This is a genomic window from Streptomyces saintjeani (genome assembly GCF_055409605.1).
In genome coordinates, this window is sequence record NZ_CP189624.1 from 9,550,515 (window position 1) to 9,576,979 (window position 26,465).

23 protein-coding genes are annotated in these 26,465 nt (G+C 71.5%); 10 read left to right on the forward strand and 13 right to left on the reverse strand.

Going from position 1 to position 26,465, the window contains the following annotated elements; translation table 11 throughout:
* Positions 1-49: 49 nt before the first annotated feature.
* Entirely contained in the window at positions 50-658 is a 609-nt protein-coding gene (locus tag ACQCO7_RS42790; RefSeq protein ID WP_464076914.1) for a TetR/AcrR family transcriptional regulator, read from the forward strand.
* A gap of 222 nt (positions 659-880) precedes the next feature.
* Entirely contained in the window at positions 881-1,327 is a 447-nt protein-coding gene (locus ACQCO7_RS42795) for an NAD-dependent epimerase/dehydratase family protein (RefSeq protein ID WP_464076915.1), read from the forward strand.
* Positions 1,328-1,935: 608 nt separating this feature from the next.
* Here the strand turns inward: ACQCO7_RS42795 and ACQCO7_RS42800 are convergent.
* Positions 1,936-2,736 carry a PaaX family transcriptional regulator gene (locus ACQCO7_RS42800; protein ID WP_464076916.1) on the reverse strand — a complete coding sequence of 267 codons (801 nt, stop codon included), beginning with the start codon at positions 2,734-2,736 and terminating at the stop codon, positions 1,936-1,938.
* Positions 2,737-3,280: 544 nt separating this feature from the next.
* Here ACQCO7_RS42800 and ACQCO7_RS42805 point away from each other — a divergent pair.
* From ACQCO7_RS42805 to ACQCO7_RS42820, 4 genes are read left to right on the forward strand one after another with little or no spacing between them, the layout of a single operon-like run.
* The gene (locus tag ACQCO7_RS42805) at positions 3,281-4,258 is read left to right on the forward strand and encodes an ABC transporter substrate-binding protein (RefSeq protein WP_464076917.1); all 978 of its coding nucleotides are present in this window, start codon (positions 3,281-3,283) and stop codon (positions 4,256-4,258) included.
* Positions 4,255-5,076, forward strand: a complete 822-nt coding sequence (locus ACQCO7_RS42810) for an ABC transporter permease (RefSeq protein WP_464076918.1) — start codon at positions 4,255-4,257, stop codon at positions 5,074-5,076. The genes ACQCO7_RS42805 and ACQCO7_RS42810 overlap by 4 nt, the downstream gene beginning before the upstream one ends.
* Before the next feature lie 5 nt (positions 5,077-5,081).
* Entirely contained in the window at positions 5,082-5,864 is a 783-nt protein-coding gene (locus ACQCO7_RS42815; RefSeq protein ID WP_464076919.1) for an ABC transporter permease, read from the forward strand.
* A 25-nt stretch (positions 5,865-5,889) separates the two neighbouring features.
* A complete protein-coding gene (locus ACQCO7_RS42820) occupies positions 5,890-6,705 on the forward strand; it encodes an ABC transporter ATP-binding protein (RefSeq protein ID WP_464076920.1) in 816 nt (271 codons plus the stop codon).
* Positions 6,706-6,796: 91 nt separating this feature from the next.
* On the opposite strand, the gene ACQCO7_RS42825 is transcribed toward ACQCO7_RS42820, so the two are convergent.
* Complete coding sequence (locus ACQCO7_RS42825; RefSeq protein WP_464076921.1) at positions 6,797-6,943, reverse strand: hypothetical protein; 147 nt, start codon at positions 6,941-6,943, stop codon at positions 6,797-6,799.
* Positions 6,944-7,392: 449 nt separating this feature from the next.
* On the reverse strand, positions 7,393-8,292 hold the full coding sequence (locus tag ACQCO7_RS42830; RefSeq protein WP_464076922.1) for a maleylpyruvate isomerase N-terminal domain-containing protein: 900 nt from the start codon (positions 8,290-8,292) through the stop codon (positions 7,393-7,395).
* Positions 8,293-8,573: 281 nt separating this feature from the next.
* Here ACQCO7_RS42830 and ACQCO7_RS42835 point away from each other — a divergent pair, with 281 nt between their 5' ends.
* Genes ACQCO7_RS42835 through ACQCO7_RS42845 form a run of 3 tightly spaced genes read left to right on the forward strand, consistent with a single transcriptional unit; the run spans position 8,574 to position 16,208 of the window.
* Positions 8,574-8,876 carry an acyl carrier protein gene (locus tag ACQCO7_RS42835; RefSeq protein ID WP_464076923.1) on the forward strand — a complete coding sequence of 101 codons (303 nt, stop codon included), beginning with the start codon at positions 8,574-8,576 and terminating at the stop codon, positions 8,874-8,876.
* 49 nt (positions 8,877-8,925) lie between these two features.
* Complete coding sequence (locus tag ACQCO7_RS42840) at positions 8,926-14,610, forward strand: type I polyketide synthase (RefSeq protein ID WP_464076924.1); 5,685 nt, start codon at positions 8,926-8,928, stop codon at positions 14,608-14,610.
* Positions 14,607-16,208 (forward strand): long-chain-fatty-acid--CoA ligase, encoded by a 1,602-nt coding sequence (locus ACQCO7_RS42845; protein ID WP_464076925.1) that lies wholly within the window; start codon positions 14,607-14,609, stop codon positions 16,206-16,208. The genes ACQCO7_RS42840 and ACQCO7_RS42845 overlap by 4 nt, the downstream gene beginning before the upstream one ends.
* 58 nt (positions 16,209-16,266) lie before the next feature.
* Here the strand turns inward: ACQCO7_RS42845 and ACQCO7_RS42850 are convergent, their stop codons facing one another.
* The 4 genes from ACQCO7_RS42850 to ACQCO7_RS42865 are packed head-to-tail and all read right to left on the reverse strand — an operon-like array spanning position 16,267 to position 19,111.
* Positions 16,267-16,818 carry a carboxymuconolactone decarboxylase family protein gene (locus ACQCO7_RS42850; protein WP_464076926.1) on the reverse strand — a complete coding sequence of 184 codons (552 nt, stop codon included), beginning with the start codon at positions 16,816-16,818 and terminating at the stop codon, positions 16,267-16,269.
* A 25-nt stretch (positions 16,819-16,843) separates the two neighbouring features.
* Complete coding sequence (locus tag ACQCO7_RS42855) at positions 16,844-17,713, reverse strand: SDR family oxidoreductase (protein ID WP_464076927.1); 870 nt, start codon at positions 17,711-17,713, stop codon at positions 16,844-16,846.
* A gap of 49 nt (positions 17,714-17,762) precedes the next feature.
* Positions 17,763-18,320, reverse strand: coding sequence for a flavin reductase family protein (locus ACQCO7_RS42860; protein WP_464076928.1), 558 nt, complete (start codon positions 18,318-18,320; stop codon positions 17,763-17,765).
* Entirely contained in the window at positions 18,305-19,111 is an 807-nt protein-coding gene (locus ACQCO7_RS42865) for a thioesterase II family protein (RefSeq protein WP_464076929.1), read from the reverse strand. Before ACQCO7_RS42865 ends, ACQCO7_RS42860 begins: the two co-directional genes overlap by 16 nt.
* Positions 19,112-19,300: 189 nt before the next feature.
* Here ACQCO7_RS42865 and ACQCO7_RS42870 point away from each other — a divergent pair, with 189 nt between their 5' ends.
* Positions 19,301-20,179 (forward strand): 3-hydroxyacyl-CoA dehydrogenase family protein, encoded by an 879-nt coding sequence (locus ACQCO7_RS42870; RefSeq protein WP_464076930.1) that lies wholly within the window; start codon positions 19,301-19,303, stop codon positions 20,177-20,179.
* 57 nt (positions 20,180-20,236) lie between these two features.
* Here ACQCO7_RS42870 and ACQCO7_RS42875 read toward each other — a convergent pair whose 3' ends face one another.
* The 6 genes from ACQCO7_RS42875 to ACQCO7_RS42900 all read right to left on the reverse strand — a co-directional run bounded on the left by ACQCO7_RS42875 (position 20,237) and on the right by ACQCO7_RS42900 (position 26,410).
* A complete protein-coding gene (locus ACQCO7_RS42875) occupies positions 20,237-20,566 on the reverse strand; it encodes a hypothetical protein (RefSeq protein ID WP_464076931.1) in 330 nt (109 codons plus the stop codon).
* A 34-nt stretch (positions 20,567-20,600) separates the two neighbouring features.
* Entirely contained in the window at positions 20,601-21,770 is a 1,170-nt protein-coding gene (locus tag ACQCO7_RS42880; protein WP_464076932.1) for an LLM class flavin-dependent oxidoreductase, read from the reverse strand.
* 516 nt (positions 21,771-22,286) lie between these two features.
* Positions 22,287-22,874 carry an aspartate/glutamate racemase family protein gene (locus ACQCO7_RS42885; protein ID WP_464076933.1) on the reverse strand — a complete coding sequence of 196 codons (588 nt, stop codon included), beginning with the start codon at positions 22,872-22,874 and terminating at the stop codon, positions 22,287-22,289.
* Positions 22,875-22,992: 118 nt separating this feature from the next.
* Positions 22,993-24,012, reverse strand: coding sequence for an ornithine cyclodeaminase family protein (locus ACQCO7_RS42890; RefSeq protein WP_464076934.1), 1,020 nt, complete (start codon positions 24,010-24,012; stop codon positions 22,993-22,995).
* Positions 24,009-24,911: an ABC transporter substrate-binding protein gene (locus tag ACQCO7_RS42895; RefSeq protein ID WP_464076935.1), complete on the reverse strand. Its 903-nt coding sequence runs from the start codon at positions 24,909-24,911 to the stop codon at positions 24,009-24,011. The genes ACQCO7_RS42890 and ACQCO7_RS42895 overlap by 4 nt, the downstream gene beginning before the upstream one ends.
* A gap of 53 nt (positions 24,912-24,964) precedes the next feature.
* Complete coding sequence (locus ACQCO7_RS42900; protein ID WP_464076936.1) at positions 24,965-26,410, reverse strand: MFS transporter; 1,446 nt, start codon at positions 26,408-26,410, stop codon at positions 24,965-24,967.
* Between the last annotated feature and the right edge of the window lie 55 nt (positions 26,411-26,465).

The window sequence follows — 26,465 nt, forward strand, 5'->3', positions numbered from 1 at the left end:
CACGTTAGCACATCCGTACCGATCGGTACCGAAGGGGTAGGATGAAGAAATGACCTCGACGACACCGGTCCCTCCCGGCAGGCCCCGCGCGTTCGACATCGACGAGGCGCTCGATCGTGCAGTGCTGGTGTTCTGGTCGAAGGGCTTCGAGGGCGCCAGCCTCGACGACCTCACCGAAGCGATGGGGATCAGCCGCCCCGGCCTGTACCGGGCGTTCGGCAGCAAAGAAGACCTCTTCCACAAGGCGCTGGAGCGGTACACCGAGGGCCTGACCTCCTACTTCGCCCGGGCTCTGGCAGAGCCCACCAGCGAAGCGGTGGCCGCTGCCGCGCTCCGCGGGACGGCCGAGGCGGCAACCATGCCGGGACTGCCCCCGGGCTGCCTCGGCGTGCTGGGCGCGCTGGCCACCGGGGACGAGAGCCGCCCGGTCCGAGACGCGCTCATCGCATGGCGCCAGGAGGGCATAGCCCACTTGACGCGCCGGTTCCAGCAGGCGGTGGACGCCGGTGACCTTCCGCCTTCCGCGGATCCCCGTCTTCTCGCGCTCTACCTGAGAACAGTCGCCAACGGGATCGCCGTCCAGGCCGCGAGCGGCAGCACCCGCGCTGAACTGCTGCAAGTCGCGAACCTCGCGTTGGGCAGCTGGCCAAAGCCGTAGTCGGCCAAGGGCTCGCAGGGAACCATGGAAGCAACACCTTGATTCCAGGTGACTGGCACTCCGAGACGACGAGTAGGACCCGGCCCGCCGCACCACCCATGTCCTGCCGGGCACCATCCCGGTCGGCTCCCGACCGGCGCGGAGTCCCTCTTCGGCCACTACCGGGTGATCCGGGCCGGGAGGTGGATGCACTACCGGTGACAGCCAAGGTGTCCGGAACGCATGGCCGCCCACCCCGCATACGGCAACTTCAGCACCGGTTTCCGCTGCGCGGCCGACCGTCACCCTGACGAGCCGTCGACGGTCGCCTCCGCGTGCCTCGGCAACGGCATCGAGCCGGTCGTCCTGGACAACCTCGCCACCGGACGCCGGGAGTTCACCGAGGGGCGGATCTTCACCGAGCACCCCGACCTGTACGCGGTGATCGACTGCGCGGCCCTGATCGTCGTCCCCGACTCGGCCGCCGACCCGCTCGGCTACTACCGGGAGAACGTCGCCAAGGGCATCGAGTTCCTCGGACACCTGGTCCGCAACGGCTGTACGAGGCTCCTGTTCAGTTCCTCGGCCACCACACCGGCGGGACGTTCACGGTCACCGGCCAGCACGAGGGCCCGCTCGCCCTCAACCCCCGACACCGAGGCTGCCCCCGAACATGCACCTTCCGCATGACGGGGGAACCTCGACTGGACACCCATGGCCTCGGGTGAGCCTACGCAGGCGCGTAGTGCGCCCTTGGTCAGGATGATGTGTGCACTTCCCGGCTCTTGCTCAGGAGTGCCTTGCGCCGGTGGGGTCGTCGGGGAAACGAGGGCGGTGAACAGCCCGGCGAGCGCGGGGCGTTCGGGCCGCCGCTGTTCCATCTCGGTGACGGTCACCCTGCCCGTCCTGGAGACCCTGTTGGGCATCGGGTGGCTGTCCCCCAGAAGGCACCGTTCCTGTCCGCCGACCGCCTTCGAAACGGCTGACAGGGACCCTCATCCGCCTGGCCCGTCCGCAGGGCGCCGAAGCCGCCGACACCCTACTTGCCGCTTCCGGCGACGGCGTCCGGTTCCCGCCCGGGCTGCGGACCTCCGTCGAGGACGGCACGGTGGCCGCCACCGTCCTGACGGCCTCGCCGGACCCAAGGCGTACCGCCACGCGGCCTCGTTCTCCTGCACCGGCCGGCCCATGGCCGAGGCACTGACCACCGTCTGTCTTCCTCCGGGGGCCATCGGCCGACGACCAGGACCGCACCGTCGCCGAACGTGCCCGCGGTCAGGGGATTGCCGCCGCTCTCCTCAAACGGACCTGGCGGGAAGGGTGTCCAGAACGGCGGAGGCCAGCTCGCGGGCAGGCGCTTCCGTGCCGGAGGCGACGCGATGGAAGATCTCCTCCGCGCGGCGGGCGGGCCATTCGGCGGGCAGGCAGGGCCCGGGGAGCCTGGGGTCGGAGCGGATGATCCCCAGCCATTCGCTGACCAGACACAGGCGGACGGCGATGGCGTCCGACGCGGACCACTCGACGGCGGACCAGTGCTGTGCGAAGGAGGCGTAACGGGCCGCCAGGGAGTCCAGGTCCCACGTGTCACTGACCATCAGGCGGATGTCGGTCGCGTCGTCGGCCCGGGCGTGGAAGATCTTCACATGCGCGGAGAGGTTCAACTCGTCGATCACGGCCGTGAGTTCCACGTGGCCGGGCGCGATCCACAGACCGTTGTAGAGCGGGCCGAACCCCAGCCAGCTCAGGCGTGACCGGAGGTCGTGCCGCCGGCTGTGCCAGGAGTCGGGAAGGGAGAAGCCCAGCAGCGTCCAGGTGCCGTCCCAGTCCTCGTTCACCGCGCTCGTCTCCCAGAGGCGGCGCCTGCCGTCGCAGAGGATCTCGGTGGCGAGCGGGGTGAGTCCGAAGTACATGCGGCGCCCGTTCTTGCGCCGGGTGAGCAGGACGCGGTTGACCATGCGACTGAGCGTGGAACGCACCGCCTGTTCTCCCACTCCGGTCCTGGCGAGGATGTCGATGATGCTTCCGGAGTAGACGTAGAGGGGTCCCTCGTCGAGGACGTGGTTGCCGAAGAAGGCGAGCAGGAGCGACTGCGGGCGCATCGAAGGCCCTCCGGAGCGGTTCGGAGAGTTCGGCGGGGCGAGCGGCTGTGGTTCGTGCGCGGCGTCCACGTTCATCCGCGCGAGGTCAGGGCCGGCCGGTCCGGACGGACGTCGGGTGGTCACCGCCGTACGCCACCCTTCGCGTGGCGTACGCGAGGCCGGCCGGTCGGTGACCCGGGTCCGGCGGCGGCTTCCTCGTGGCGTCGTCCGGTCCGCTGCGCGGGGGGTGGCCACGGTCGTACGGATCGTGCGGCGGTGCGGTGTGGCATGGGCCGGGACTCCTCGTCGTCGTGGGGCGGCGCGTGGAGGGGGGTGGTGAGTTCCTTTGTCGCGGGGACTGACACGGCGAACATAGGTGTGTAGATTGCGGTCGTCAAGATAGTGCACAACGTGGGTCCGGCCGTTCCGGCTCCGACGCCCGAGCGGTTCTTCCGGATCCCGGGGCCGTCGCCGATCGAGCCGCACGGACGCGGTCGGCTCGTCTGTTCCCCTCTCTCCCCGTGCGGCAGCCCGTCTCGTTCCGCTCTTGCTCAAGGAGGAACTCATGCACAGGCGTTTGGTGGGCCTTGCCCTGGTCGTGCTGTCCGTCACCGGCCTCGCCGGATGCGGTTCATCGGACTCCGGCAGCGCCGGGGCACCCTCGTCGGCCGACGGCAAGACCACGCGGGTCACGGTCGGCATCATCCCCATCGTCGACGTGGCACCCCTGTATCTGGGCCAGAAGCAGGGCTTCTTCGCGGACCGCGGCATCGACCTCAAGATGGTCAGCGCACAGGGCGGCGCCGCGATCATCCCCGGTGTGGTGAGCGGCCAGTTCCAGTTCGGCTTCAGCAACACCACGTCCCTGATGCTCGCCCAGACCAAGGGCGTACCCGTCAAGGCGGTCGCCAACGGCGCGGCCTCCAACGGCAAGGTGGGCTCCGACGTCACCGGGGTGCTGGTGAAGAAGGACAGCCCGCTCAGGTCGGCCAAGGACCTCGCCGGACGTACCGTGGCCGTCAACACCCTGCAGAACATCGGCGACACGACGGTCCGCGAGACGGTGCGCAAGGACGGGGGAGACCCCTCGAAGGTCAAGTTCGTCGAGATCCCCTTCGACCAGATGCCCGCCGCCCTGAACGACGGCCGGGTCGACGCCGCCTGGATGGGCGAACCCGCCCGCACCATCGCCCAGGGCCAGGGCGCCCGCGTCATCGCCTCCCCCTTCGCGGAGACCGATCCCGCGCTCACCGTGGCCGCGTACTTCACCTCGACGAAGATCGCGCAGCAGAACCCCGCCCTCGTACGGAAGTTCACCGAGGCGATGAACGCGTCGCTGGAGTACGCGTCCGCCCACCCGGACGAGGCCCGCCGCATCATCACCGCCTACACCAAGATCAGCGGCGACGTACTGGACAAGCTGATCCTGCCGAGCTGGCCGACCGCCGTGAACCGCGCCTCCCTGGAGAAACTGGCCGAACTCGGCGAGCAGGACGGCGTCTTCGGCGACAAGAAGCCGGACATCGGAGCGCTGTTCTCATGACCCTCGCGGACGTCGACAGCCCCGCCTCGGCAACCGCCCGGCGCGGGCCGGTCCCCAGCGCGTCCGCCCTGCGCGGACTGGCCGGGCTGGCCGGACTGGTGCTCGTCCTGGAGACGCTGCCCCGCACCTCGCTCGTCTCCCCCGACTACCTCCCACCGGCCTCCACGACCGCCCGGGCCTTCTGGGACATGCTGGGGGAGGGCGCGTTCTGGACCGCCCTCGGCGACACCCTGACCGGCTGGGGGATCGGCCTCGCCACCGCCTTCGCGGCCGGAGCGGTGGCCGGTGTGACCATCGGCTCTGTCCCCCTGCTGCGCGCGGCCACCGCCTCCACCATCGAGTTCCTGCGGCCCATTCCCTCCGTCGCGCTCATCCCCGTGGCGGTCCTGCTGTACGGAACCGACCTGCGGTCGAAACTGCTCCTGGTGGTGTACGCCTCCTTCTGGCAGGTACTGGTCCAGGTCCTCGCCGGCCTGCACGACGTGGACCCGGTGGCCCAGGACACCGCCCGCAGCTACCGGCTGGGCGCCTGGGGACGGATCAGACACGTCCTGTGGCCCACGGCGCTGCCCTACGTCATGACCGGCGTACGACTGGCCGCGACCGTGGCGCTCGTCCTCACCATCACCGCCGAACTCGTCATCGGCTCACCCGGCCTCGGCCAGCAACTGGCCGTCGCCCAGTCGTCAGGGGCGGTGCCCCGCGTGTACGCCCTGGTCCTGACGACCGGTCTCGTCGGGGTCGCGGTCAACCTGGCCGCGCGTGCCGTCGAACGCCGGGTCCTGCACTGGCACCAGTCCCAGCGGACCGAGAGGTAGGCACCATGTCAGCCCGCAGCGCCGTACGCCGTGTCCTGCTCGCCGTCACCCTGCCGGCCGTGCTGCTGGCGGTGTGGTGGTTCGCCAGCGCCGGCAGCACCGACTTCTACCTGCCCCCGCTCGCCACGATCCTGGAGAGGTTCACCGAGGTCTGGACCCCCGACCGGCTCAGGTCGGACGTGCTGCCCAGCCTGCTGCGGCTCACCGCCGGATACCTGCTCGCCGCGGTCGCCGGCGTCGCACTGGGCCTCGCGGTCGGTACCAGCCGGATCCTGCGCGACGTACTGGAACCGGTCCTGGAACTCTTCCGCGCCGTCCCCCCGCCCGTACTCGTCCCCGTGATCATGCTGTTCGCGGGCATCGGCGACACCATGAAGATCATCGTGGTGGCGAGCGGCTGCCTCTGGCCGATCCTGCTCAACACGGCCGAGGGCGTCCGCGCCGTCGACAGCGTGCTCGACGACACCTGCCGCTCCTACGCGATCTCCGGATGGTCCCGGCTGTGGCACCTGGTGCTGCGCTCAGCGAGCCCGCAGATCCTGACCGGCATGCGGCAGGCGCTCTCCATCGGCATCATCCTGATGGTCATCAGCGAGATGTTCGCCGCCAGCAACGGCCTGGGCTTCACGATCGTGCAGTTCCAGCGCTCGTTCGCCATCCCCGAGATGTGGAGCGGCGTCCTGCTGCTCGGACTGCTCGGCTTCCTGCTGTCCCAGCTCTTCCAGTTCGCCGAGAACCGGGCCCTGGCCTGGTACCACGGCTCACGCCGCGCCCAGCGTGACTCCTGACCGACAGGCTCCCCCGGAGGTGCCCATGTCCTTGCTCGACATACGGAATCTGCAGAAGACCTACACCGGGCACGGCCGCACGGTCGAAGCGCTGCGCGACGTCACCTTCTCCCTCGACGCGGGCGAACTGGTCTGCCTGGTGGGGCCGTCCGGCTGCGGCAAGACCACCCTGCTCAAGTGCATGTCCGGCCTGCTCGACCCCACCGGCGGCGAGGTGCGCCTCCAGGGCCGGCCGATCACCGGCCCACCACCCGGAATGGCCGTCGTCTTCCAGGAGTACGGCCGCTCCCTGTTCGCGTGGATGACCGTCCACCAGAACGTCGCGCTGCCCCTGCGCCGCAAGAAGCTCGGCAAAGCACGCCAGGCCCAGTTGGTCGAGCACGCGCTGGACGTCGTCGGACTCGCGGACGTCCACACCGCCTATCCCTGGCAGCTCTCCGGCGGCATGCAGCAACGCGTCGCCATCGCCCGCGCGGTCGCGTACGAACCCGAAGTGCTCCTGATGGACGAGCCGTTCGCCGCCGTCGACGCCCAGACCCGCGCGGACCTGGAGGACCTCGTCCGGCGGCTGTGGCGAGACCTCGGCGTCACCGTCCTGTTCGTGACCCACGACATCGACGAGGCCGTCTACCTCGGCCAGCGGACGATCGTCCTGTCCAAGTCGCCGACCGTCGTCAAGGAGGATCTGCGCATCGACCTCCCCGACGAACGGGATCAGCTGCACACCCGTTCCAGCCCGCGCTTCGCCGAACTGCGGACCCGGGTCTACGAACAGATCCAGCGGGCCAGGCGCGAACCCCTGGAACAGCCTCCCGCCCCGGCCGTCCCCACCGGACACTGACGGGGTGCCGCACACGACGCCCTGACGCGGGCCGCGCCGCCGACCGGCCGGCCCCGTCGGGATCTGGACCCGGACTTCGCGGGTCACCGTTTCAGGTTTGTGGCCGGCGGGTTTGTCCGATGCCGGTGTCGAGGAGGTCGAGGAGACGGAGTTGGACGCCGCAGGTGATCTGGACGGTGGGCGGGTCGGTGATGTGGCCGATCCGCAGGGTGAGTTCGCCGAGGCGGTAGAAGATCACGCGGCCGACGAGCCACAGCGGCGTACCGCCGGGCGGGGCGGCCTGGGCAGCCGGTCCAGGTTCCGCACCTGCCAGTGGCGCCCGGTGAACTCGCTCGGCGCGCCCGGCTCGTCACTGGCCCAGGCCGTGCGCCGTACGTCGGTGATCTCGTCCAGCCGGCTGGCCCGGCGAAGGACGCGTCCACGGCGGCGAACTCCTCCTCGGTCTCCGGCACGGGGAAACCCGAACCGAGACCGAGGATCAGCCGTCCGCCGCGGACGTCCGATCAGCGGATGGCGCAGCGCAGGGGTGAGCGCGGCCGTGCCCAGGGTGATCGACCGCGTCACCGAGCAGGTATCCCCGGCGGAGCCGACCAGCGGTGACTGATACACGCCTGACGGCAGTGCTCGGTGGCCAGGCCGACGGGCGGGACTCCGGTCAGGTGCCCCGCCCGCCGGCCGTACGCGGCGTCACACCATCACGTGCGTCAGCCAGTGCTCCAGCAGCCGCGCGTCCCCGGTGACATCGACCGCCGCCTCGCGCTGCGGGACACGCCGCTTGAGAAGCAACAGCAGGTCACCGGCCCGGCCGGCGATCGTCACACCCGCTCGCCGGCCGTCGTCCGCGGCCAGGACCGGCCCCGTGGGGGTCCGTACGACCAGCCAGTCGGCGAAGGCCCCGCCCATCACGTCCGTGGCCCGGAAGCGCAACGACTCGCCGTCCCCGGCCAGCGCACCGATACCCGGTCCGAAGAATGCCTCCGCTCCCGGCGCGGTGACCGCCCGCAGCCAGAACCGCACACTGTCCAGGGAGAGTTCGGGGGACAGGCGCACGGCGTCCGGTGCGCGGCCGAGCAGCAGTTCCGTGTCCGCCCGGTGCACCGCCGTCTCGAGGGCACCCCAACTCGCCCAGAACCGCGCGCCGCCCGTCCCGAAGGAGCTCCACACGTCGGCGTCCGGCCCGGCACGCCGCAGCGCGGCCACGAGGTTGTCGGCGGCCCCCTGCACCCACCGCGCGCGGGCCTCGGCACCGCCGAGCGAGGCGGCCTCCTCCATCGACACACCGATCAGCTCGTCCACGTACTCGGCCCAGGTGCCGGTGTGCTTCCCCCACCGGTCGTCGTCGGCCGCCGCCACGAACACGTGCGGGGGCACGAACTCGGCGGCCCGGGTCTCCACCAGGCCGGCCGCCCAGATGAACGCCTGGAACAGATGGGCCGTCAGATGGTTCACCGTCCACCCGGGACAGGTGCCGACCGGCCGCGCCGGATCGGCGTGCCGCAGCGCCTGCGCGAGCAGCCCGGCCTCGTGCTCGATGCCCTCGCAGATCCGCTCATGACTGATCTCGTATCCCTCGTACGTCTCGCGCAAGGAGCCCTCCTTCGGCTACGGCCATCCCGACTGCCAGGAGTGGCGCGCCCCACTCTGTGCCGGGCCACTGACACCGCGCCGATCGCCCGCTGACCGGCGTACCCGCGTCCTGGAGCCCGGCATCCGGACCCTGCCGGGGTCGCGGGTCCTGGGTCAGCCCGTGATCAGCGCACTGTCAGGCCGGTTTGTTTGCATCGGGGCGTTGACCATGCGGGGGACCTGGAACGAGTCGCCCGCGTCCGGGAACACACCGGAACCGCCGGAACCGCCGAAGAAGAGGTATGGCGATGGCCCCCTTCCACGACACCACGCCCGTGAACCTGGCCGCCCTGCCGGAGTCGGAGCAGTACGACACCGTCGAGGCGCTGGTGGCCCAGACGTTCAGGGAAGCCCTGCTCATGGACGACGACGAGGACCTCCCCCTGGAGAGCAGTTACCTGGAGATGGGGCTGACCTCGCTGCGCCTCATGGACATCCGGCGCTTGCTGGAGGAGCGGTTCGGCCTACAGATCGACACCGCCGCACTCTTCAACCGGCCCACGATCGAGCAACTGGTCGACTACCTCGTCGAGCGCGTGCGGTAGTGACACCCGACACCCGAGACCCCGAGACCCCGAGAGAGGCAGGCCGAACGTGCCGGACGAGACAGATGCCGGGCAGCGGACCGTGACCGGCGCCGAGCCGATCGCCATCGTCGGAGTCGGACTGAGGTTCCCCGGCGGTTGTGACTCGTTCGAGGAGTTCGGCGAGTTCCTCGCGGCGGGCCGCTCGGGCATCCGACCCATCCCCGAGGACCGCTGGGACGTCGCCGCGTACGCCGCCGACCCCGACGACCCGGAGGCACCGGGGCGGATCCGCACCACGCACGGCGGATTCCTCGACCGCATCGACCAGTTCGACGCCCCGTTCTTCAACATCTCCCCGAAGGAAGCCCAGTTCATCGACCCCCAGCAGCGCATGCTCCTGGAGACCGCCTGGCACGCCCTGGAGCACGCCGGTATCGACCCGGCGCCCCTGCGCCACGGCAACGGCGGGGTCTACGTGGGCGCCAGCTCCATCGACTTCGCCTTCGAGGTGGAGGCGCTGCCGTACGAGAAGCTCGACGGCCACCTCTCCGCCGGGATGACCATGTTCCCGCTGTCGGGGCGGCTCTCCTACTTCCTGGGCTGGCGCGGCCCCAGCATGAGCATCGACACCGCCTGCTCCTCGTCGCTCACCGCGCTGCACTCCGCCGTGACCGGGCTGCGCGCCGGGGAGTGCGACATCGCGCTCTGCGCCGGAGTGAACGCGGTGCACCACCCCCGGGTGTCGGTGATGTTCAGTCACGCCCGCATGCTGGCCCCGGACGGCCAGTGCAAGACCTTCGACGAGTCCGCCGACGGCTACGCCCGCGCCGAGGGCTGTGGCGTCCTGGTCCTCAAACGGCTCTCCGACGCCCGCCGGGACGGCGACACCGTCCTCGCACTGGTCCGTGGCACCGCCGTCGGTCAGGACGGCGACAGCGCCGGCCTGACCGTGCCCAACGGAGCCGCCCAGGAGACGGTCCTGCGCCGCGCCCTGTCCGCCGCCGGACTCACCCCCGGCGACATCCAGTACGTCGAGGCGCACGGCACCGGCACCCCCCTGGGCGACCCCATCGAACTCAGCGCCATCAACGAGGTGTTCGCCGAGTCGCACACCAAACAGGACCCGGTCCTGGTCGGCTCGGTGAAGACCAACCTGGGCCACATGGAGCCGGTCTCCGGCCTGGTGGGCGTCGTCAAGACGGTGCTCCAGCTGCGCGCCGCCACCGTCTTCCCCCACCTGAACTTCACCACCCCCTCCGGGCGCATCCCCTGGGACGCCTATCCGATCGAGATCCCGACGGAGTGCCGCCCGTGGCAGGCGCCGGTACGCCGCGCCGTCGTCAACAGCTTCGGCTTCGCCGGGACGATCGCGGCGACCGTACTGGAACAGGCCGAGGAGGTTTCCGACGAGCCCCAGCAGCCCGCCGCCGACCAGCCCCGCGTCTTCACCCTCTCCGCCAAGGGCGGCGCGGCCCTCCGCCGCCAGCTGGAGCGCTACCGGGACTACCTCGACGAGCACGCCGACGTCGACCTGGACGGGCTGTGCTACACCGCCAACACCGGCCGCGCGCACCTGACCCACCGCCTCGCCGGGCCCGTCTCCGACCGGGCCTCGCTCACCCGGCTGCTGGCGGAGGGCCTCGCCCGTGAGACGCAGCCGGGCTCCTCGGGCATCCGCAAGGTGGCGTTCCTCTTCAGCGGTCAGGGCGCGCAGTACGCGGGCATGGGCGCCGACCTGTACCGCCGCTTCCCCGTGTTCCGGCACTGGCTGGACGAGTGCGACCACCGCTTCGCCCCCCACCTGGGGCTCTCCGTCCGCGACCTCGTCCTGGGCACCGCCCCCGCCGAGGACCTCGCCCTCATCGACCGCACCGGCTACGCCCAGCCCGCCCTGTTCTCCCTGGAGTACGCCCTCGCCCGGCTCTGGCTGTCCTGGGGCGCCAAGCCCAACGTGCTGCTCGGCCACAGCATCGGCGAGGTGGTGGCCGCGACCGTGGCCGGCGTCTTCTCGCTGGACGACGCGGTGACGCTGGTCGCCGCCCGGGCCCGGCTGATGGAGTCGGTCCGCACGCCCGGCGCCATGGCCGCCGTCTCCGCACCCGCCGAACTGGTCGAACCGCTGCTGTCCGGGCGTCCGGACGCCGCCCTCGCCGCCGTGAACGCCCCTGACCAGTGCGTGGTCTCCGGCTCGGTCACGGCCGTGGCGCAGGTCTCGGAGCAACTGCGGGAGCAAGGTGTCCGGGTGGAGCCGCTCACCGTCTCGCACGCCTTCCACTCCCCGCTCATGGGCGAGATCCTGGACGACTTCCGCAAGGCCCTGGACGGGATCACCTTCCGCCGCCCGTCCATCACCCTCGTCTCCAACCTCACCGGAAAGCCCGCCACCGCCACGGAACTCGGCGACCCCGACTACTGGGTCCGGCACATCGCCGAGCCCGTACGTTTCCTCGACGGCATCCGGGCCGTCGGCAAGCGCGGCCGGCACGCCCTCGTCGAGATCGGCCCGTCCGCCGCCCTGACCGCCCTCGCCAAGCGCTGCCTGCCCGTCGACGACCACCGCTGGCTGCCCAGCATGAGCCGCCGCGACGCCACCGGCACCGCCACCCTCAGGGCGCTGTCCGACTACTACACCGCCGGGCTGCCCGTCTCCTGGACCGGCTTCCACATCGGGCGCCGCCACCCGAAAGAGGTTCTCCCCGGGTACGCCTTCGATCGCAAGCGCCACTGGCTGCCCACCGGCGGCAGGCGTGCGGGCACCGCCGAAACCACGGCCTTCCACCACCCGCTGCTCGGCCACGAGCTGCCCGTCGGCGCCGACGGAGCGAGGGAGTTCCGCACCGAGGTCGCCGCCGGCCTGCCGGCCGTCCTGGCCGGCCACCAGGCCGCCGGTGAGCAGCGGCTGCCCGCCGCCGCGTACATCGAACTGCTCCTCGCCCTCTCCGACGCCGTGTACGGACACCCCCGGGGCCCGCTCCTCGACCTGGCCCTGCTCCAGCCGCTGCCGCTCGCCGAGGAAACCGTCACGGAGCTGCGCACCCGGCTGCGGCCCCGCCCCGACGGGGGTGCGGACGTCGAGGTGGTGAGCGGCCCGCACGACGCCGAGGTCCGGCACGCCACCGCCGTGCTGGCGCTCACCGCGCCGGACGCCGGCCCCGCACCCCTGGCCCTCGACCCCGGCACTCCCGTGGAGGAGACGGACGCGGTGGACATGTCCACCGACCTGGCGGCGGCGGGCCGTCGTTTCGGCGAGGCGTACCGGATCGTCGACCGGCTGGTCCGGCACGACGACGGCACACTCACCGGTGAACTGGTCCTGAGGGACCCCGTTCCCATCGAGCATCTGCCGGTCGAGGCGGTGGAGTGCGCGCTGGCCGCCCTCACCGTGCTCGACCCGGACGGCCCGGTGTTCCTGCCCGAACGGTTCGCCCGGATACGGCTGTTCAAGAAGCCCCGGGGAACGCGGCTGCGGCTGACCGCCACCGTCGTCCCGGCCCCGGACGCCCCCGATCGCCGCCGAGCCGACCTGCTGCTCGCCGACGAACACGGCCCGGTCGCCGAACTGCTCGGCGTCGAACTCGCCGACCCCGCACCGCCCGGGGAGCGCAGCCCCTTCCTGCACCGCACGAGCTGGCTGCGCCGCACGGCCGACGCCGCCGACAGCCGCCCGCGCCATCTCCTGGTCCTCAACCGCACGCCGGAGGAGTTCGCCACGGCGCCGGACGGCATCCGCCTCTCGTACGGCGCCGACGCCCTGACCGACCCCACCCTGACCGACGTGTGCTGGTTCTGGCGCCCCTGCCCGGACGAGCCCGGTGCCGCCGCCCTGCGCGCCGAGTGCCGCCTCAACTACCAGGACCTGCTGGACACCCTTGCCGTGCTCCGCACCCGCGAGGGCCGGCAGACGCCCCGGCTGTGGCTGGTCACCGAACGCGCCCAGTGGCTCCCGGGCGACCGGCCCGGCACCGGCGAACGGCTCGCCGCCACCACCCTGTGGGGCTTCGCGCACGTCCTGCTCTACGAGGACCCCCGGCTGCGCACCACCCTGGTCGACGTGCCGGCCGACGGCACCGGCCCGGCGGCGCTGCTCGCCGAGGTCCGCACCGCCGCACGGGACGAATACCAGGTCGCGTACCGCGACGGACAGCGGTACGTCCGCCGGGTGCTGTCCGGGGCCACCACCCCCGCCTGGCCCGGTGGCTTCGCGGCCGTCGCCGAACAGGACGACCGGCCGCCCGCCCTCGTCCCCGCCGAGGACCGCGTCCCCGGCCCCCGCGAGGTGCGGGTCCGCGTCCACACGGCCTTCCTGGGCCCGGACGACCTGCTCGCCGACGGGGGATCCCGAACGCTGGGCACGGGCTGCACCGGCACCGTCGTCGCCCGCGGTCCGGGCTCGGCGTACACCGTCGGTGACGTGGTCACCGTCACAGGTGCCGGCACCCTGCGCCGGACGGTGACGGTGCCGGACGGCGCGGTGTCCGGCCACGCGGCGCCGCTCGGAGCCGGCGGGCAGCCCCCGTACGGTCTCGACGAACTCGACGAGGCGCTGCGTGCCGTGGAGCGGACCCCGGACGGAACGCCCGTACCGGTCCGCGTCGACGCCGAAGGCGCAAGCTCCACGCCCCTGCGGGTCCGCCCCGACCGCACCTACCTGGTCACCGGCGGACTCGGCAGCCTCGGCCTGGTCACCGCGCGCCGGCTGGCCGCCCGCGGCGCCCGGCACCTGGTGCTGGTCAGTCGCAGCGGCCGGCCCGCGCCGGAGACCGCCGACGTCCTGGCCGACCTGCGCGCCCACGCCGAGGTGAGGGTACTGACCGCCGACCTCGCCGACACCGGCGACGTCGAGCAGTTGACCGTAGCCTTGCGTGAACTCCCGTACCCCGTCGGCGGCGTAGTGCACGCGAGCGGCGTCCCGGGGGAGTCCCTCGTCTCCGGGCTGACCTGGGAGGCGATCGACGAGCAGTTCGCCGCCAAGGTCTACGGCGGCTGGCTGCTGCACCAACTGGCCGACGCCTGCCCCGAGGTGGAGTTCTTCCTCGCCCACACCTCCATCGCGTCCGTCGTCGGCGGACCCACCCGCAACTCCGCGGCCTACGCGGCGGCCAACGCCTTCCTCGACGGGCTCGTGGAATGGCGGGTCCGGCAGGGGCTGCCCGGCCTCGCGGTCTCCTGGGGCGCCTGGTCCAGGATCGGCATGACCGCCCGGCTCGGCGAAGGCCTGACCCGCGAACTGGAGCGCAGCGGCGTGCTGTTCTTCTCGCCCGGCCGTGCCCTGCGCACTCTGGACACCCTGTGGAACGGCCCGCTGACGGTGCCGGTCGTCGGCCATTTCGACTGGCCGCGCCTGACCGGGAACACTCCCGTCGTCGACGCCCTCTACGAGCGTCAGGACCAGGACTCCGACGCTGCCGACGGCGCCCGGGACACCGCCTCCGATCCCGCCGCCCTGGCCGCGCTGCCCCGGGCGGAACGGCTCCCGGTGATCTCCCGCGCGGTACACGCCCGGCTCGCCGCGGTCCTGCGTCTCGAACCCGACGACGAGGTGGACCCGGACACCGAGTTCGGCTCCCTGGGCCTGGACTCGCTGATGGCGCTCGACCTCAGGTCCGGCCTGGAGAAGGAGTTCGGCCTCGCGCTGCCCGCCTCCCTCGCCCTGGACCACCCCTCACCGCAGCGGCTGGCCGCGTTCCTGGACACCCAGCTGACCGCCGGCGAGGAGCCCGCGACCACCGCAGCACCCGGAGGGACACCGTGAGCCACACCCCCGACGACCGACCCGCCGTGCCCTGGACACTGACGGCGAGCAGCGCGGCCCTCGCCCGGGAGCGGCCCACCCACCCCGCCGTCGTCTGCGAGGGCCGGGTGACGACGTACGAGGAACTGCACCGGCACAGCAACCGCGTCGCACACGCACTGCGCGCCGCCGGCATCGGCCCCGGCGACCGCGTCGCCCACCTGGCCAGGGAGTCGGAGCACTACTACGCCGCCATCCTGGCCTGCGCCAAGACCGGCGCGGTGATGGTGCCGGTCAACTGGCGTCTGACCGAGCGGGAGGCCGGGCACATCCTGCGCGACTCCGGCGCCGTCCTGCTCTTCACCGAGGGGGAGTTCCTCCCGCTGGCCGAACGTGCCGTCACCGGGCTCGACGCCCCGCCCCGGATCGTCCGGTTGGACGCGCCCGGGCGGGACGGCGGCGCCGACCGCGGGCCCGGCCTGCGCGCCTGGTGCGCGGACGCCCCCGACACCGACCTGAACCCCGGCACCGGACCCGACGACCCGGTGGTGCAGATCTACACCAGCGGCACCACCGGGCTGCCCAAGGGCGCGGTCCTCGCCCACCGTTCGTTCTTCACACTGCCCGCCGCGACCCGGGAAACGGCGGGGGAGTGGATCGACTGGCTGCCGCAGGACGTGAGCCTGATCTCCCTGCCCGGCCTGGGCATCGCCGGTATCGGGTGGTTCATGCACGGCTTCAACGCGGGCTCCACCAACGTCCTGATGCGCGCCTTCGACCCGGCCGAGGCGGTACACCTGATCGAGGAACACCGGGTCACCACCACCTTTGTGGCGCCGGCCATGCTCCAGATGATGCTGGCCGAGGCGGACCGCGCCGGCGCCACCCTCGCCTCGCTGCGCATCGTCGCCTACGGCGCCGCGCCCATCTCCGAGGGCCTGCTGCTGCGCTGCCTGGAGAAACTGAGCTGTGCGCTGGTACAGATCTACTCCAGCACCGAGGCCGGGAGCATCGCGGTCGCCCTCCCGTTCTCCGCCCACCGGCCCGGCAGCCCGCTGCTCAAGGCCGCCGGACTGCCCTGTCCCGGCAACGAGGTGAGGATCGTCGACGGCGACGGCCGCAGCCTGCCGCCCGGCCGGATCGGCGAGGTCTGCGTCCGCACCCCGGCCCGCATGCTCGGGTACTGGAACCTGCCCGAGGCCACGGCCCGGACGCTGGTCGACGGCTGGCTGCGCATGGGCGACGCGGGCTACCTCGACGAGGACGGCTATCTGTTCCTGTGCGACCGGATCAACGACACCATCATCGTGGGCGGCCAGAACATCTACCCGGCCGAGATCGAGAAGCAGCTCAGCGAGCACCCGGCCGTCGCCGACGTCGCCGTGGTCGGCGTACCGCACCCGGAGTGGGGGGACGAGGTGCACGCCTGCGTCCTGACCCGGCCCGGCGCCCGCGTACGGCCACGCGAGCTGATGACGTATCTACGCGGTCGGATCGCCGACTACAAGGTCCCCGTGCGCTACCACCTGGTGGAGGACCTGCCGCGCAACCCCTCGGGCAAGATCCTGCGCCGCGAGGTACGCAGGCGGCTCCTCGCCGGGGCCGACGCCGCCAAGTGACGTACCACGGCTCTGCCCCCGGCACCTTCTCGGTGCCGGGGGCAGAGCCGTGGGGGTGTCAGACGCTCGCGTCGGCCTGGACGTTCATCAGCCGGCCGTCGGCCGGGTCGATGTCGATCTCCAACACCGTGATGATCCTGGCGAGCTGGAGATAGGAGCCGGTCAGCAGGAACAGTTCCAGCAGCTGCCGGGGCGTCAGCACCTGCCGTAGTTCCGCCACTTCGGAGTCGGGCACGTCCTCCCCCCGGCACACCCACTGCGCCACTCGGACCGCGGCGCGCTGACGGGTGTCGAACCCGGTCGTGTCCCCGGCGCGCAGCGCGGCCAGTTGCGCGGGGGAGACGCCGGCGCGCAGCGCGAGGGGCTCGTGCTGCACCCACTCGTACTCGGCGCCGGTGTCCAGGGCCACTTGGAGGATGGACAGTTCGGCCACCTCCGGTGGCAGGTCGAGCCGGGTGAAGAGCGCCTCGGCGAGATCGAGTACCGGCTCTATCAGAGTGTGCGCGTGCGACACCATCGCCATGATGTTGAGCGGGGAGGCGAGCCGGGCCAGCGCCTTGCGGGCCTCGGCGGGCAGGGAATCGGGATCGGGATAGGGCAGACGTGCCATCGCCGTCATCTCCGGGGTTCGGGTGTCAGGTACGGGGTGCGGGTGCGGTGGGGCGGGGGCCGCAGACGGTCTCGATCATCTGCGTGGCGGCCGTCACCCAGTTCTCGAAGCTGCCGACGGCCGCCGCGGCCTCGGTGAACGTCGCAGCCGTGGGTCCGACGAGGACGTGCACGGGGGATTCGGGATCGAGTGCGGCCGTGACGACAGCCTCGGCGGCGTCCGCCGGATCGCGGTTCGCCTCGGCGCTGCCGCGTACGACGTAGTTGTTGGCCCACTCGTGATCGGCGCTGTAAGGACCCTCGGCGGTGGAGCCGATCACGCCGTGGTTGAAGATCTCGGTGGCGAAGAACTCCGGCTCCACGATCAGCGCCCTGACGCCGAAGGGGGCGACTTCCCAGCTGAGCGCCTCGGTGAGCAGAGACAGGGCGTGCTTGCTCGATCCGTAGAAACCGCTGTGCGGCATTCCGGGCAGCCGGCCCGCGATGGAGCCGACGTTGACGATGACACCGCAGCGGCGCTGTCGCATGGACGGAAGCACCGCCCGGGCGAGCCGGACAGGCCCCCACACGTTGGTCTCGTAGACCGCTCGCGCGCGTTCCATCGGGATCGTCTCGACCGGCCCCGCGTCGCCGACGCCCGCGTTGTTGACGAGAATGTCGACGCGGCCCTGCTCCTGGAGGACCGTGCGCACCGCCGACTCCACAGAGGCGTCGGAGGTGACGTCCAGCGGCAGCAGCCGCAGCGGCAGGCCCTCGGCGTCGGCGGTCTTGCGCAGTTTCTCGCTTTTGGACAGATCTCGCATGGTCGCGTAGACGACTGCCCCGCGCCGGGCGAACTCGATGCTGGTCGCCAAGCCGATGCCGCTGCTGCAGCCGGTGACGAGTACCACGTTCATGATGTGCGGTCTCCTTCTTCGGAGAGGTGGTGAGGGGTACGGGCGACTTTCAGGCCGGCTCTTTCAAGCGGTCTCCAGGGGTGGGCGGTACGGCGATCCGCGGGCCCGGGCGGCGGAAGGAGCCGTCCTGGAAGAGAAGCGGGTCGCCGGAGGTGGAGGCGAAGTCCTGTACCTCGCCGACGAACAGGACGTGATCGCCGCCGTCGTAGGCGCGCCACGGCCGGCACAGCAGCCAGGCCACCGTGCCGTCGAGCCGGGGTACGCCGCCTTGGTCCACCCACGGGACGGGCAACCCGGACTGCGGCCGGCCGGCGAAGTGCAGCGCGAGCGGCGCCTGGTCGGCGGCGAGGACATTGACCACGAACGGCGCGCCGCGCAGTCCCGCGCAGGCCCGGGCCCGGCGGCCGACGCTCACCAGCACCAGGGAGGGGGCGAGGGACACGGAGGTGAACGAACTGATGGTGATGCCGCGGGAACCCTTGCCCTCGGCGTAGGTCACCGTGCTCACCCCGGTGCCGAACCGGCCCAGACAGTCGCGCAGGTGCCGGGCATCCGGGTCAGTCGGACCGGTGGGTGGGGGAGGCGGTCCGGTCAGTGCCGGCTGCATGAACCCTCCAGCGGAAGTGGACTCGACCAGTCGGCGGGCGCGGGGCCGGCCGACTGCCGTCGGATATGGCGGTCCAGATCGAGCTGGATCGCCATGGCGTGCTCGAACAGGTAGAAATGGCCGCCCGGGAACTCCCGCACACCGAGGAACGACGCGGTCCGGCCGGACCACGCGTGCATGGCCCCGGGCGGCACCAGAGGGTCGGCCGCCCCGGTGTACGCGGCGATCGGGCACGGCGTACGCGCACCGTCGTCCTCGTACCCCGCGACCAGCGAGAAGTCCGCCCGCAGGGACGGTACGGCGGCCTCGAGCAGCGCCCGTTCGCGTGGCGTCGCGGCGGGCACCAGCCCCAACCGGTCCACCGTGGCGAGCAGTTCGGCGTCCGGCATCCGGTGCACCAGGGACAGTCCGATGGCGTCGGGCAGTTCGGGCGCCCAGCCGGACACGGCCAGGAGCGTCGGTGGAGCCGCGCCCCGCTCGGCGAGTGCCACCGTCAGCCGGTAGGCCAGCAGCGCGCCGAGACTGTGCCCGAAGAACAGGTACGGCCGGCCGTCCAGCTCCGCCTCGACCGCGTCGCACAACTCCTCGACCAGCGGACCGAGCGCCGAACGGGGCGCCTTGCCGCTCTGCCCGGGCCGTCCGGGCAACTGCACCGCGCGCAGCTCCAGCCCGCGGGGCAGACCGGCGCTCCAGGACAGGTAGCCGAGCGGGGAACCGCCGGCGTGCGGAAGGAGGAAAAGCTGGGCCTCGGCGTCCGGGCGGGCGTCCGCCGACGGAAACCACTCGTTCATCAGAACTCCAGCAGGAATGACAAAAAGGGGCAGACCTACGGTTAGGGCTTTTTGAAGCTACCACGGAAAAGTGTGCCCACAGAAGGCAGATTAACCAGGAAAAACCGTATCAGTTCTCCGTCAGTAGCCGATCAGTAGAACATGATTGAATCCCACAGATGGTTACCTGAATTCGAAAGTGGAGGCGTGATGCAGAATTCCCCGGAGGTCGCCGAATTCACCGTGCCGGACCGTCCGGCAGCCGTCGTGGGAGCGGGGACGATGGGCCGCAGGATCGCCCTGATGCTCGCGGCCCGGGGCGGCGAGGTGCGGATTCTCGACACGTCCGCCGAGCAGCGCGCCGCCGCGGCCCGCTATGTGACGGACCGGCTCCCGCACATCGCGGCAGATGTACCGGGCGGCTCCCCGGGCACGGTGGTCCCGCTGGAGGACCTCGCCGACGCGGTCCGCGACACCTGGCTCGTGGTGGAGGCCATCCCCGAGCGGCTGGACCTGAAACGCGACCTGTTCGCCGCACTGGGCCAGGCCGCCCCCGAGTCGGCGGTCCTCGCCAGTAACTCCTCCTCCTACTCCACGCGCCTCGTCGCGGACGCCGTGACCGTCCGGCCGGAGCGGGTGGTCAACACCCACTTCTTCACCCAGCTCCCCTCCTGCCGCATCGTGGAAGTAATGTCCAGCGGCAGCACGGACCCCGACGTGATAAAGCAGCTGATGGCCGTCCTGCCGGAATTCGGACTGAGGCCCTATGAAGTGCGCGGAGAGAGCACCGGATTCATCTTCAACCGCATCTGGGCGGCCATCAAACGTGAATCCCTGATGGTCGCCGCCGAGGGTGTGGCCACTCCCGAGGAGGTCGACGAGATATTCCGCGACACCCTGCGCACGCCCCTCGGTCCGTTCTTCGCGATGGACCAGGTGGGCCTGGACGTCGTCCTGGACGTCGAGGAGCACTACGCCAAGGAACGCCCCGGCATCCCGGAAGGCCCGCGCCAACTCCTGCGCACGTTGCTGAACCAGGGGCACCTCGGTGCGAAGAGCGGACGCGGCTTCTTCTCGTACGACGGCTGAGGCACGTAGGCACGTGGGCGCTCAGGCGGCGGGAGCGCACGCGGCCGAGGCGGTCGGTCACGATGTGCCGCTTCCGCCCGTTGATCTGCGTGCCTCCGGCGTGGCCTCGTGAGCCGGCGGGACCGCTCCCGACTCCACCCCCACCTTCGTCCAGGCACCCACCTCAGCCTTCTTCCGGCCCGGCGTCTGGTTGAACAGCAGGTTCAGCGGGAACGCGGCCACGGTCGCGCTGGAAGGACGGCGCCACGACCGGCAGCATGCCCACCTGCGCAGGGTGCTGATGCCGACGGAGGTGACGGTGGCGAACACGACCAGCCCCGCGCCGCCGATCACCGGGCCGGGCAGGGCGGGGCGGGTCCCGTCCGTCGCGACCTCGACCCGGTGCACCGAGAAGCCCCGCAACTGGTTCCCGCGAGACGGGTCAGGTGGAGGCGGGTTGCGAGCGGTCGCGTTCCTGGGCGTGGCGTGCGGTCGCCGCCTGGATGGCGTCGGCCTGGCGCTGGTCCAGTTCGTTCCAGCGCGACACCGCGTGGTCCCGGGACCGCAGGAGACGGTCGGCGCTGCCCTGGAACCGCGGCTTGACGTGGTCGGCGAAGAGCTCGTAGCTCTTGAGCGTGGCGTCGTGCCGGGCCCACTCGTGGTGGATGAGCAGGAACGAGCCGAAGCCGCCCGACTGCCGCTCCAGCCGCTCGATCTGGGCGATCGCGTCGTCCACGGTGCCGATGACACCGAGGCCGCTCTCGTTGAGCCAGTCGATGCGTTCCTCGAAGGTCCTGCCCGCGGCCCGGAAGTGCGGAGCGGCCAGCACGCCCTGGGTGTAGTCGCACCAGGCGTCGAGGCCGTGGCGGACGTCCTCGACGGCCTGCTCCTTCGTCTCGGCGAGGTGCATCGGGCCGCACAGGCGCCACTTGGTCCGGTCGGGAGTGTGGCCGAACAGCGGCGAGCGCTCCTCCATGACGTCCCAGTGCAGGGCGAGCGCGTCGAAGCCGCTCCGGTCGGTGGCGCCGATCGACATCAGATGGATGCCGTTCTTCGCCGCGATGCGCGGGCCGGTGGGGGAGGCGATCGCGGCGACGGTGATCTCGAAGTCGCTGTAGGGCGCGTACTGGGTGTGTGCGTCGACCAGGTTGTAGCGGTTCGTCTTCGCGGTCACGGTCTCGCCTCGGAGGATCGCCATCAGCACGTCGACGTCCTCCTCGAACGCCGTGCGCTGCTCCTCAAGACTGATGCCGATCATGGTGGCGTCGGTCGGCAGCGCCCCGGGGCCGAGGCCGAGCATGAACCGGCCGCGCAGCAGGCGGTCGAGGAAGAGCGCGCGGTCCGCGACCCATAACGGGTTGTGGTACGGCAGGGAGAGCACGCCCGTGCCGAGTTTGATGTGCCTGGTCTGCGGCGCGACCCAGGAGATGAACGACATCGGGTCCGGGATCAGCTCGTGGCCGGCCGAGTGGTGCTCGCCGATCCAGGCTTCGTCGAAGCCGAGCTTGTCCATGTGCTGAATGACGGCCAGGTCACGCTCGTAGGCCGTCGTGGGGTCCTGGCCCGGGGGGCAGTGGAAGGGAGCCATGAAGGTTCCGAACTTCAGTGCCATTGCCTTTTCCTCTTCGTCGAGGGGCGAGTCCGTGCGTCGCTCGGTGCCGCGCAGTGGTGACGTGTCAGGCGTATCGCGCACTCACAGTGGTGCCACGTGGGGACCTCCCGTGCTGTTGAAGAGCGGACAGGTCAGTCGAGGCCGTCGTGTTCCACGGCACCATGTTCGGGCTCCGGACGCGTTTCGTCGATGGCGCCTCACGCCCCCTTCGACGCGGTCGAGGTATTCGCGCCCTGCGCCGCGCCGTTCTCGCCCAAGGCCGAGGAACCGGCCTGCCGGCGGACCGTCAGCCGTTGAAGAAGAAGGCGCTGACGGGTCCGGACCGGCCGGTGAGCACGGTGGGGTGGTCAGGGTGCGGTTTTCAGCGGGGCTCCACAGGGCGACCGGCCATGTCCGGCCGGAGCCCCGCCCGCTGGTCCCCGCGTAGCCGCGTCACACGCCAGGGAGCGGTGGAGCTGACCCCCGGCAGGGCGGTCACTCCTCAGGCCCGTCTCGTCGGCGTACTCCCCGGAGTGTCTATCGGAGAGTGCGGAGTTTGGGCAGGGGTGTCGCATAGGTTCCGCTCTTGCTGGTGGTGAGGCGGCGGTGGGCGAGGGATTCGACGAGGGCGACCGCGCAGCTGACGCCGTCGACGACGGGGATACCGAGCCGGTCGGTCATGCGGGTGTCGAGTCCGGTCATGCCCGCGCAGCCGAGGCAGATGACCTCGGCGCCGGCGGCCATGGCCTGGCGGGACGCGTCGACGAACGCCTCCTCGGTGGTGGCCGGGTCGAGTTCGAGGTCGAGTACGCCCAGACCGGTGGCGAAGACTCCGGCGCAGCGGTCGAGGAGTCCGGCGGTGCGCAGGCTGTCCTCGATGGGGCCCTGGGCCCGGGCGAGTGTGGTGACGACGGCGAAGCGGCGGCCCAGGACGAGGGAGTACAGGGCGGCGGCCTCCGTGATGTCGACGACGGGGACGTCGAGGAGTTCGCGTGCCCCTTCGCGGCCGTGTTCGCAGAAGCCCGCCATGACCACCCCGTCGACCGGTTGGTCCAGGTTCTGGAGGAGGTCCAGGACGGCGGCGGCGCTGAGGAAGCTGTCGAACCAGCCCTCCGCGGAGGCCACGCCCCAGGTGGGGTGAGGGGGAGGATGCGGGTGCCGGGCAGGGCTACGGCGCGGGCCCCGGCGGCGATGGTGTCGGTCATGGTGGTGCTGGTGTTGCAGTTGACGACGGCGATCACGGTCATCGTGCCGCTCCCGCTGTGAGGCGTAGGCCCGAAGTGCCGTATGCCGTGCGGGTGTCGATGCCGATTCCGGTGGCGCGGGCGCGGTCCACGGCCAGTGCCGCGTAGGCGAGGTCCTGGAGGGCGATGCCGACCGAGTTGAACAGGGTGACCTCCTGCGAATCGCTCCGGCCCGGGGTCGATCCGGCCAGGACCGCGCCGAGTTCGCGGCTGAAGGTCTCGGCCGTCGTGGCGCCTTCGGCGATCGAGAGCACGGCTTCTCCGGACTTGAGGAGTTGGGTGGGGGTGCTGTCCACGACGACGGTCGCGCGGGCCATGCCCGCCGCGTCGATCTCGCGGTGGTCGGGGCGTGGTGGCGCGCCGACCGCGTTGACGTGCAGTCCCGGGCGGAACCACTCCCCGTGGACGACGGGGAGCCGGGCCGGGGTGAGGGTGCAGACGATGTCCGCCGCCTCGACCACGCGCTGCGGATCGGGTGCCTCCACGACGTCGACGAGGTCGCCCACCGCGTCGTGGAAGGCGCACAGGGTGGCGGCGGAACGGGACCAGACGTGCACGGTGTCGAAGGCACGGACCTCCCGGAGGGCGTGCACGTGCTCGACCGCGAGGCGGCCCGCGCCGACCAGGCCCAGCACGCGGGCGTCCGGGCGGGCGAGCGCGTCGGTGGCCACCGCGCTGGCCGCCGCTGTACGCGTCCGGGTGCCGACCTCGCCGTCCAGTACGGCGAGGCATTCTCCCGTGCGGGCGTCCAGGAGCAGGACCGTGGAACGCTGGGTGGGCAGGCCGGCCGCGCGGTTGTCGGGTGCGTCGGACATGACCTTGACCGCCGAGAGGCCCAGCCGGTGGGAGGTCGCGGTCATCGGCAGGAACTGGGTGGTGCCGGTTCCGGGGAGGGCCGAGGGGGCGGGTTGTTCGGCCCGGCCTTCGGCGAGATCGATGAGTGCGGTGCGTACGGCGGTGATGACCTCGGCGCGGCTGACCAGCCCGGTGAGGTCGGCGGAGCCGAGCAGCAGCGTCATCGGTAGTCCGCCATGAAGCTGTCGTCGGCGAGGGAGGCGTAGGAAGGCGCGGTGCGCACCAGGCCGCCCTCCGCCAGGATGCGCATCCATCGGTCGCTGGCGCTCTCGTCGATGGCCACGGTGTCCCATACGGCGCTCTCGGCCATCTGGCGTTGTGCCTCGCGCAGGATGCCCTGGTCCTTCTCGGGCCAGCGGCGCTTGAGGATGGCGTCGACGGTGTGCGGGTCGACGGTCGGCAGCAGCCGCATCGCGGTGTCGATGCCGGAGACGAACCGGGTGATGCGGTCGCGGAGTTCGGCCACGCGCTCGGTGCGGCAGTAGTAGACGCTGTTGGGCATGATGCCGCCGTCGTCCAGGTGGCGGAAGACGATCCGGGCGGTGCCCGACGCCTCCAGCTCGGTGGCGGTGACCAGGTCGGCGATGATGGCGTCGCCGAGTCCGGCCGTGAACAGCTCCACGAGCATCGCCGTGGAAAGGTCGCGGACGAAGCGGATGCCGGCCGGGTCCACGCCCGCCTCGCGCAGCAGTCCGGCGGTGAACTCGTAGGGGGCGCTGCCGCCTGCGCCGGGGGCCAGGACGACCTTGCCGAGCAGGTCCTCCAGGGAGAAATCGTCGGAGCCGCCGTCCCGTACCGCGATGGCCGTCGGGAACTGGTGGTTGAGCTGGCACACGACGCTCAACTCCCGCTCGCTGCCTGCGTACATGGCCGGTACCCACAGGCCGCCGAGCGCGATGTCGGCGCGGCCGGATTCGAGGTCGTCGAGGACGCCGGTCCAGGGGTCGCGGGCGACGGCGGTGACATCGAGTCCCGCGTCGTGGAAGAGGCCTTCCTGGTCGGCGAGGTATTCGGGGAGGTAGTTCAGGCCGTTGGCGGTGGCGGAGATGCTGAGCTTGTCCATGGTGTCGGTCCTCTCCAGGGGATGAAGGGGTACGGCGGTGCGGGTGCCGCCGGTCAGGCGTGGGTCGGTGTGGGGGCCGTCGTCTCGTTGACCTCTTCGAGCGTGCGGCTGCGGGTCTCGGGGGCGAACCGGGAGGCGATGACGAGCGCCGCGTACATCACCGCGACCATCCCGAAGACACCGGCGAAGGAGAACCGGTCCCACAGCGCGACCGCGGCGAAGGGCATGACGGCTCCGGCGATGTTGCCGATGCCGTTGACGATGGAGGTGCCGCTGGCCCGGATCGGCGTCGGGTACAGCTCCGGGGACCACACGGCGAGGGTGGTGTTGGTGAGCATGGTGAAGAACTGGAAGAGCGCGCCCAGGAGGAGGATCGCCGCGGTCTGGTGGGCGAACACCGCGAAGGCGACGGCGGTGAGGCAGCCCAGGCTGCCGGCCGCGCCGATGACCGACCGCCTGCCGTAGTGCCCCGCGAGCAGGGCCGAGGCGCAGGCCCCGAGCAGCGAGCCGACATTCATGATCATCGTGTAGAGCAGGCTGTCGGACAGGGTGTAGCCGCGCTCGGTCAGCAGCGTCGGCATCAGGAAGTTGAGGGTGACCTGGGCGCCGAACGCCATCCAGGACGCGGCGCCGATGGTGACCGTACGGGACAGGACAGAAGGGCCGAAGACCGCGGCCGGTGACGCCTTCACCTGCCGGGCGGGGATGTCCGCCTCGGTCAGCACGGGCGGGACGGACGCCGGTAGGTGTTTCGGGTCGAGCCGGTCGCCGGTCAGCCGGGCCAGGGAGCGGTTGGCGTCGTCGACGCGGCCCTGGGAGAGGAGGAAGCGGGGGGTCTCCGGCAGGCGCCTTCGGTATACCACCACGATCAGGGCGGGCAGGGCGAGGAGCACGAACGTCCAGCGCCACACCAGGTGGTCGCCGCCGAGCGCGGGGGCGAGCGGGCCCAGGAGCAGCAGGAAGAGGCCGTAGGAGAGGAAGTTGCCTACGCCGCCGGAGCCGACGTTGAGGATGGCGACGAGCGTGCCGCGGTGGCGGGTGGCGACCATCTCGCACAGCATCGCGATGCCGATGGTGAACTCGCTGCCCAGGCCGATCCCCACGACCAGCCGACTCGCCAGCAGGGTCGGGTAGTTCATCGCGACGGCGCTGAGCAGGCCGCCCAGGGTGTAGACGAGGAGATTGACGCTGAGCGAGGTGCGGCGGCCGTAGCGGTCGGCGATCCAGCCGCCCGCGAAGCGGCCGATCAGCCCGCCGATCACGGTGAAGCTGTTGATCGCCGTCAGCTCGTCGTTGCCGATGTGCAGGGACGACTTGATGAGGCTGCCCATCGCCCCCACGGAGTTCTGCTCCAGGGTGTCGAAGAACATCCCGGCCAGAATGATCATGAACACCCAGAACTGGGCCCGGGTGAAGCCGGCCTCGTCCAGGGCCCGCGCGAGGGTGTTGCCTGCGGCCGGGCGCGCCGCCGTCGGCGCGGAGAGCTGCGGGGCGCTCATGCGGCACCTGTCGGGGATGCCGGTGCGGCGGTCGGTGCCGCGGTCGGGGTCGTGT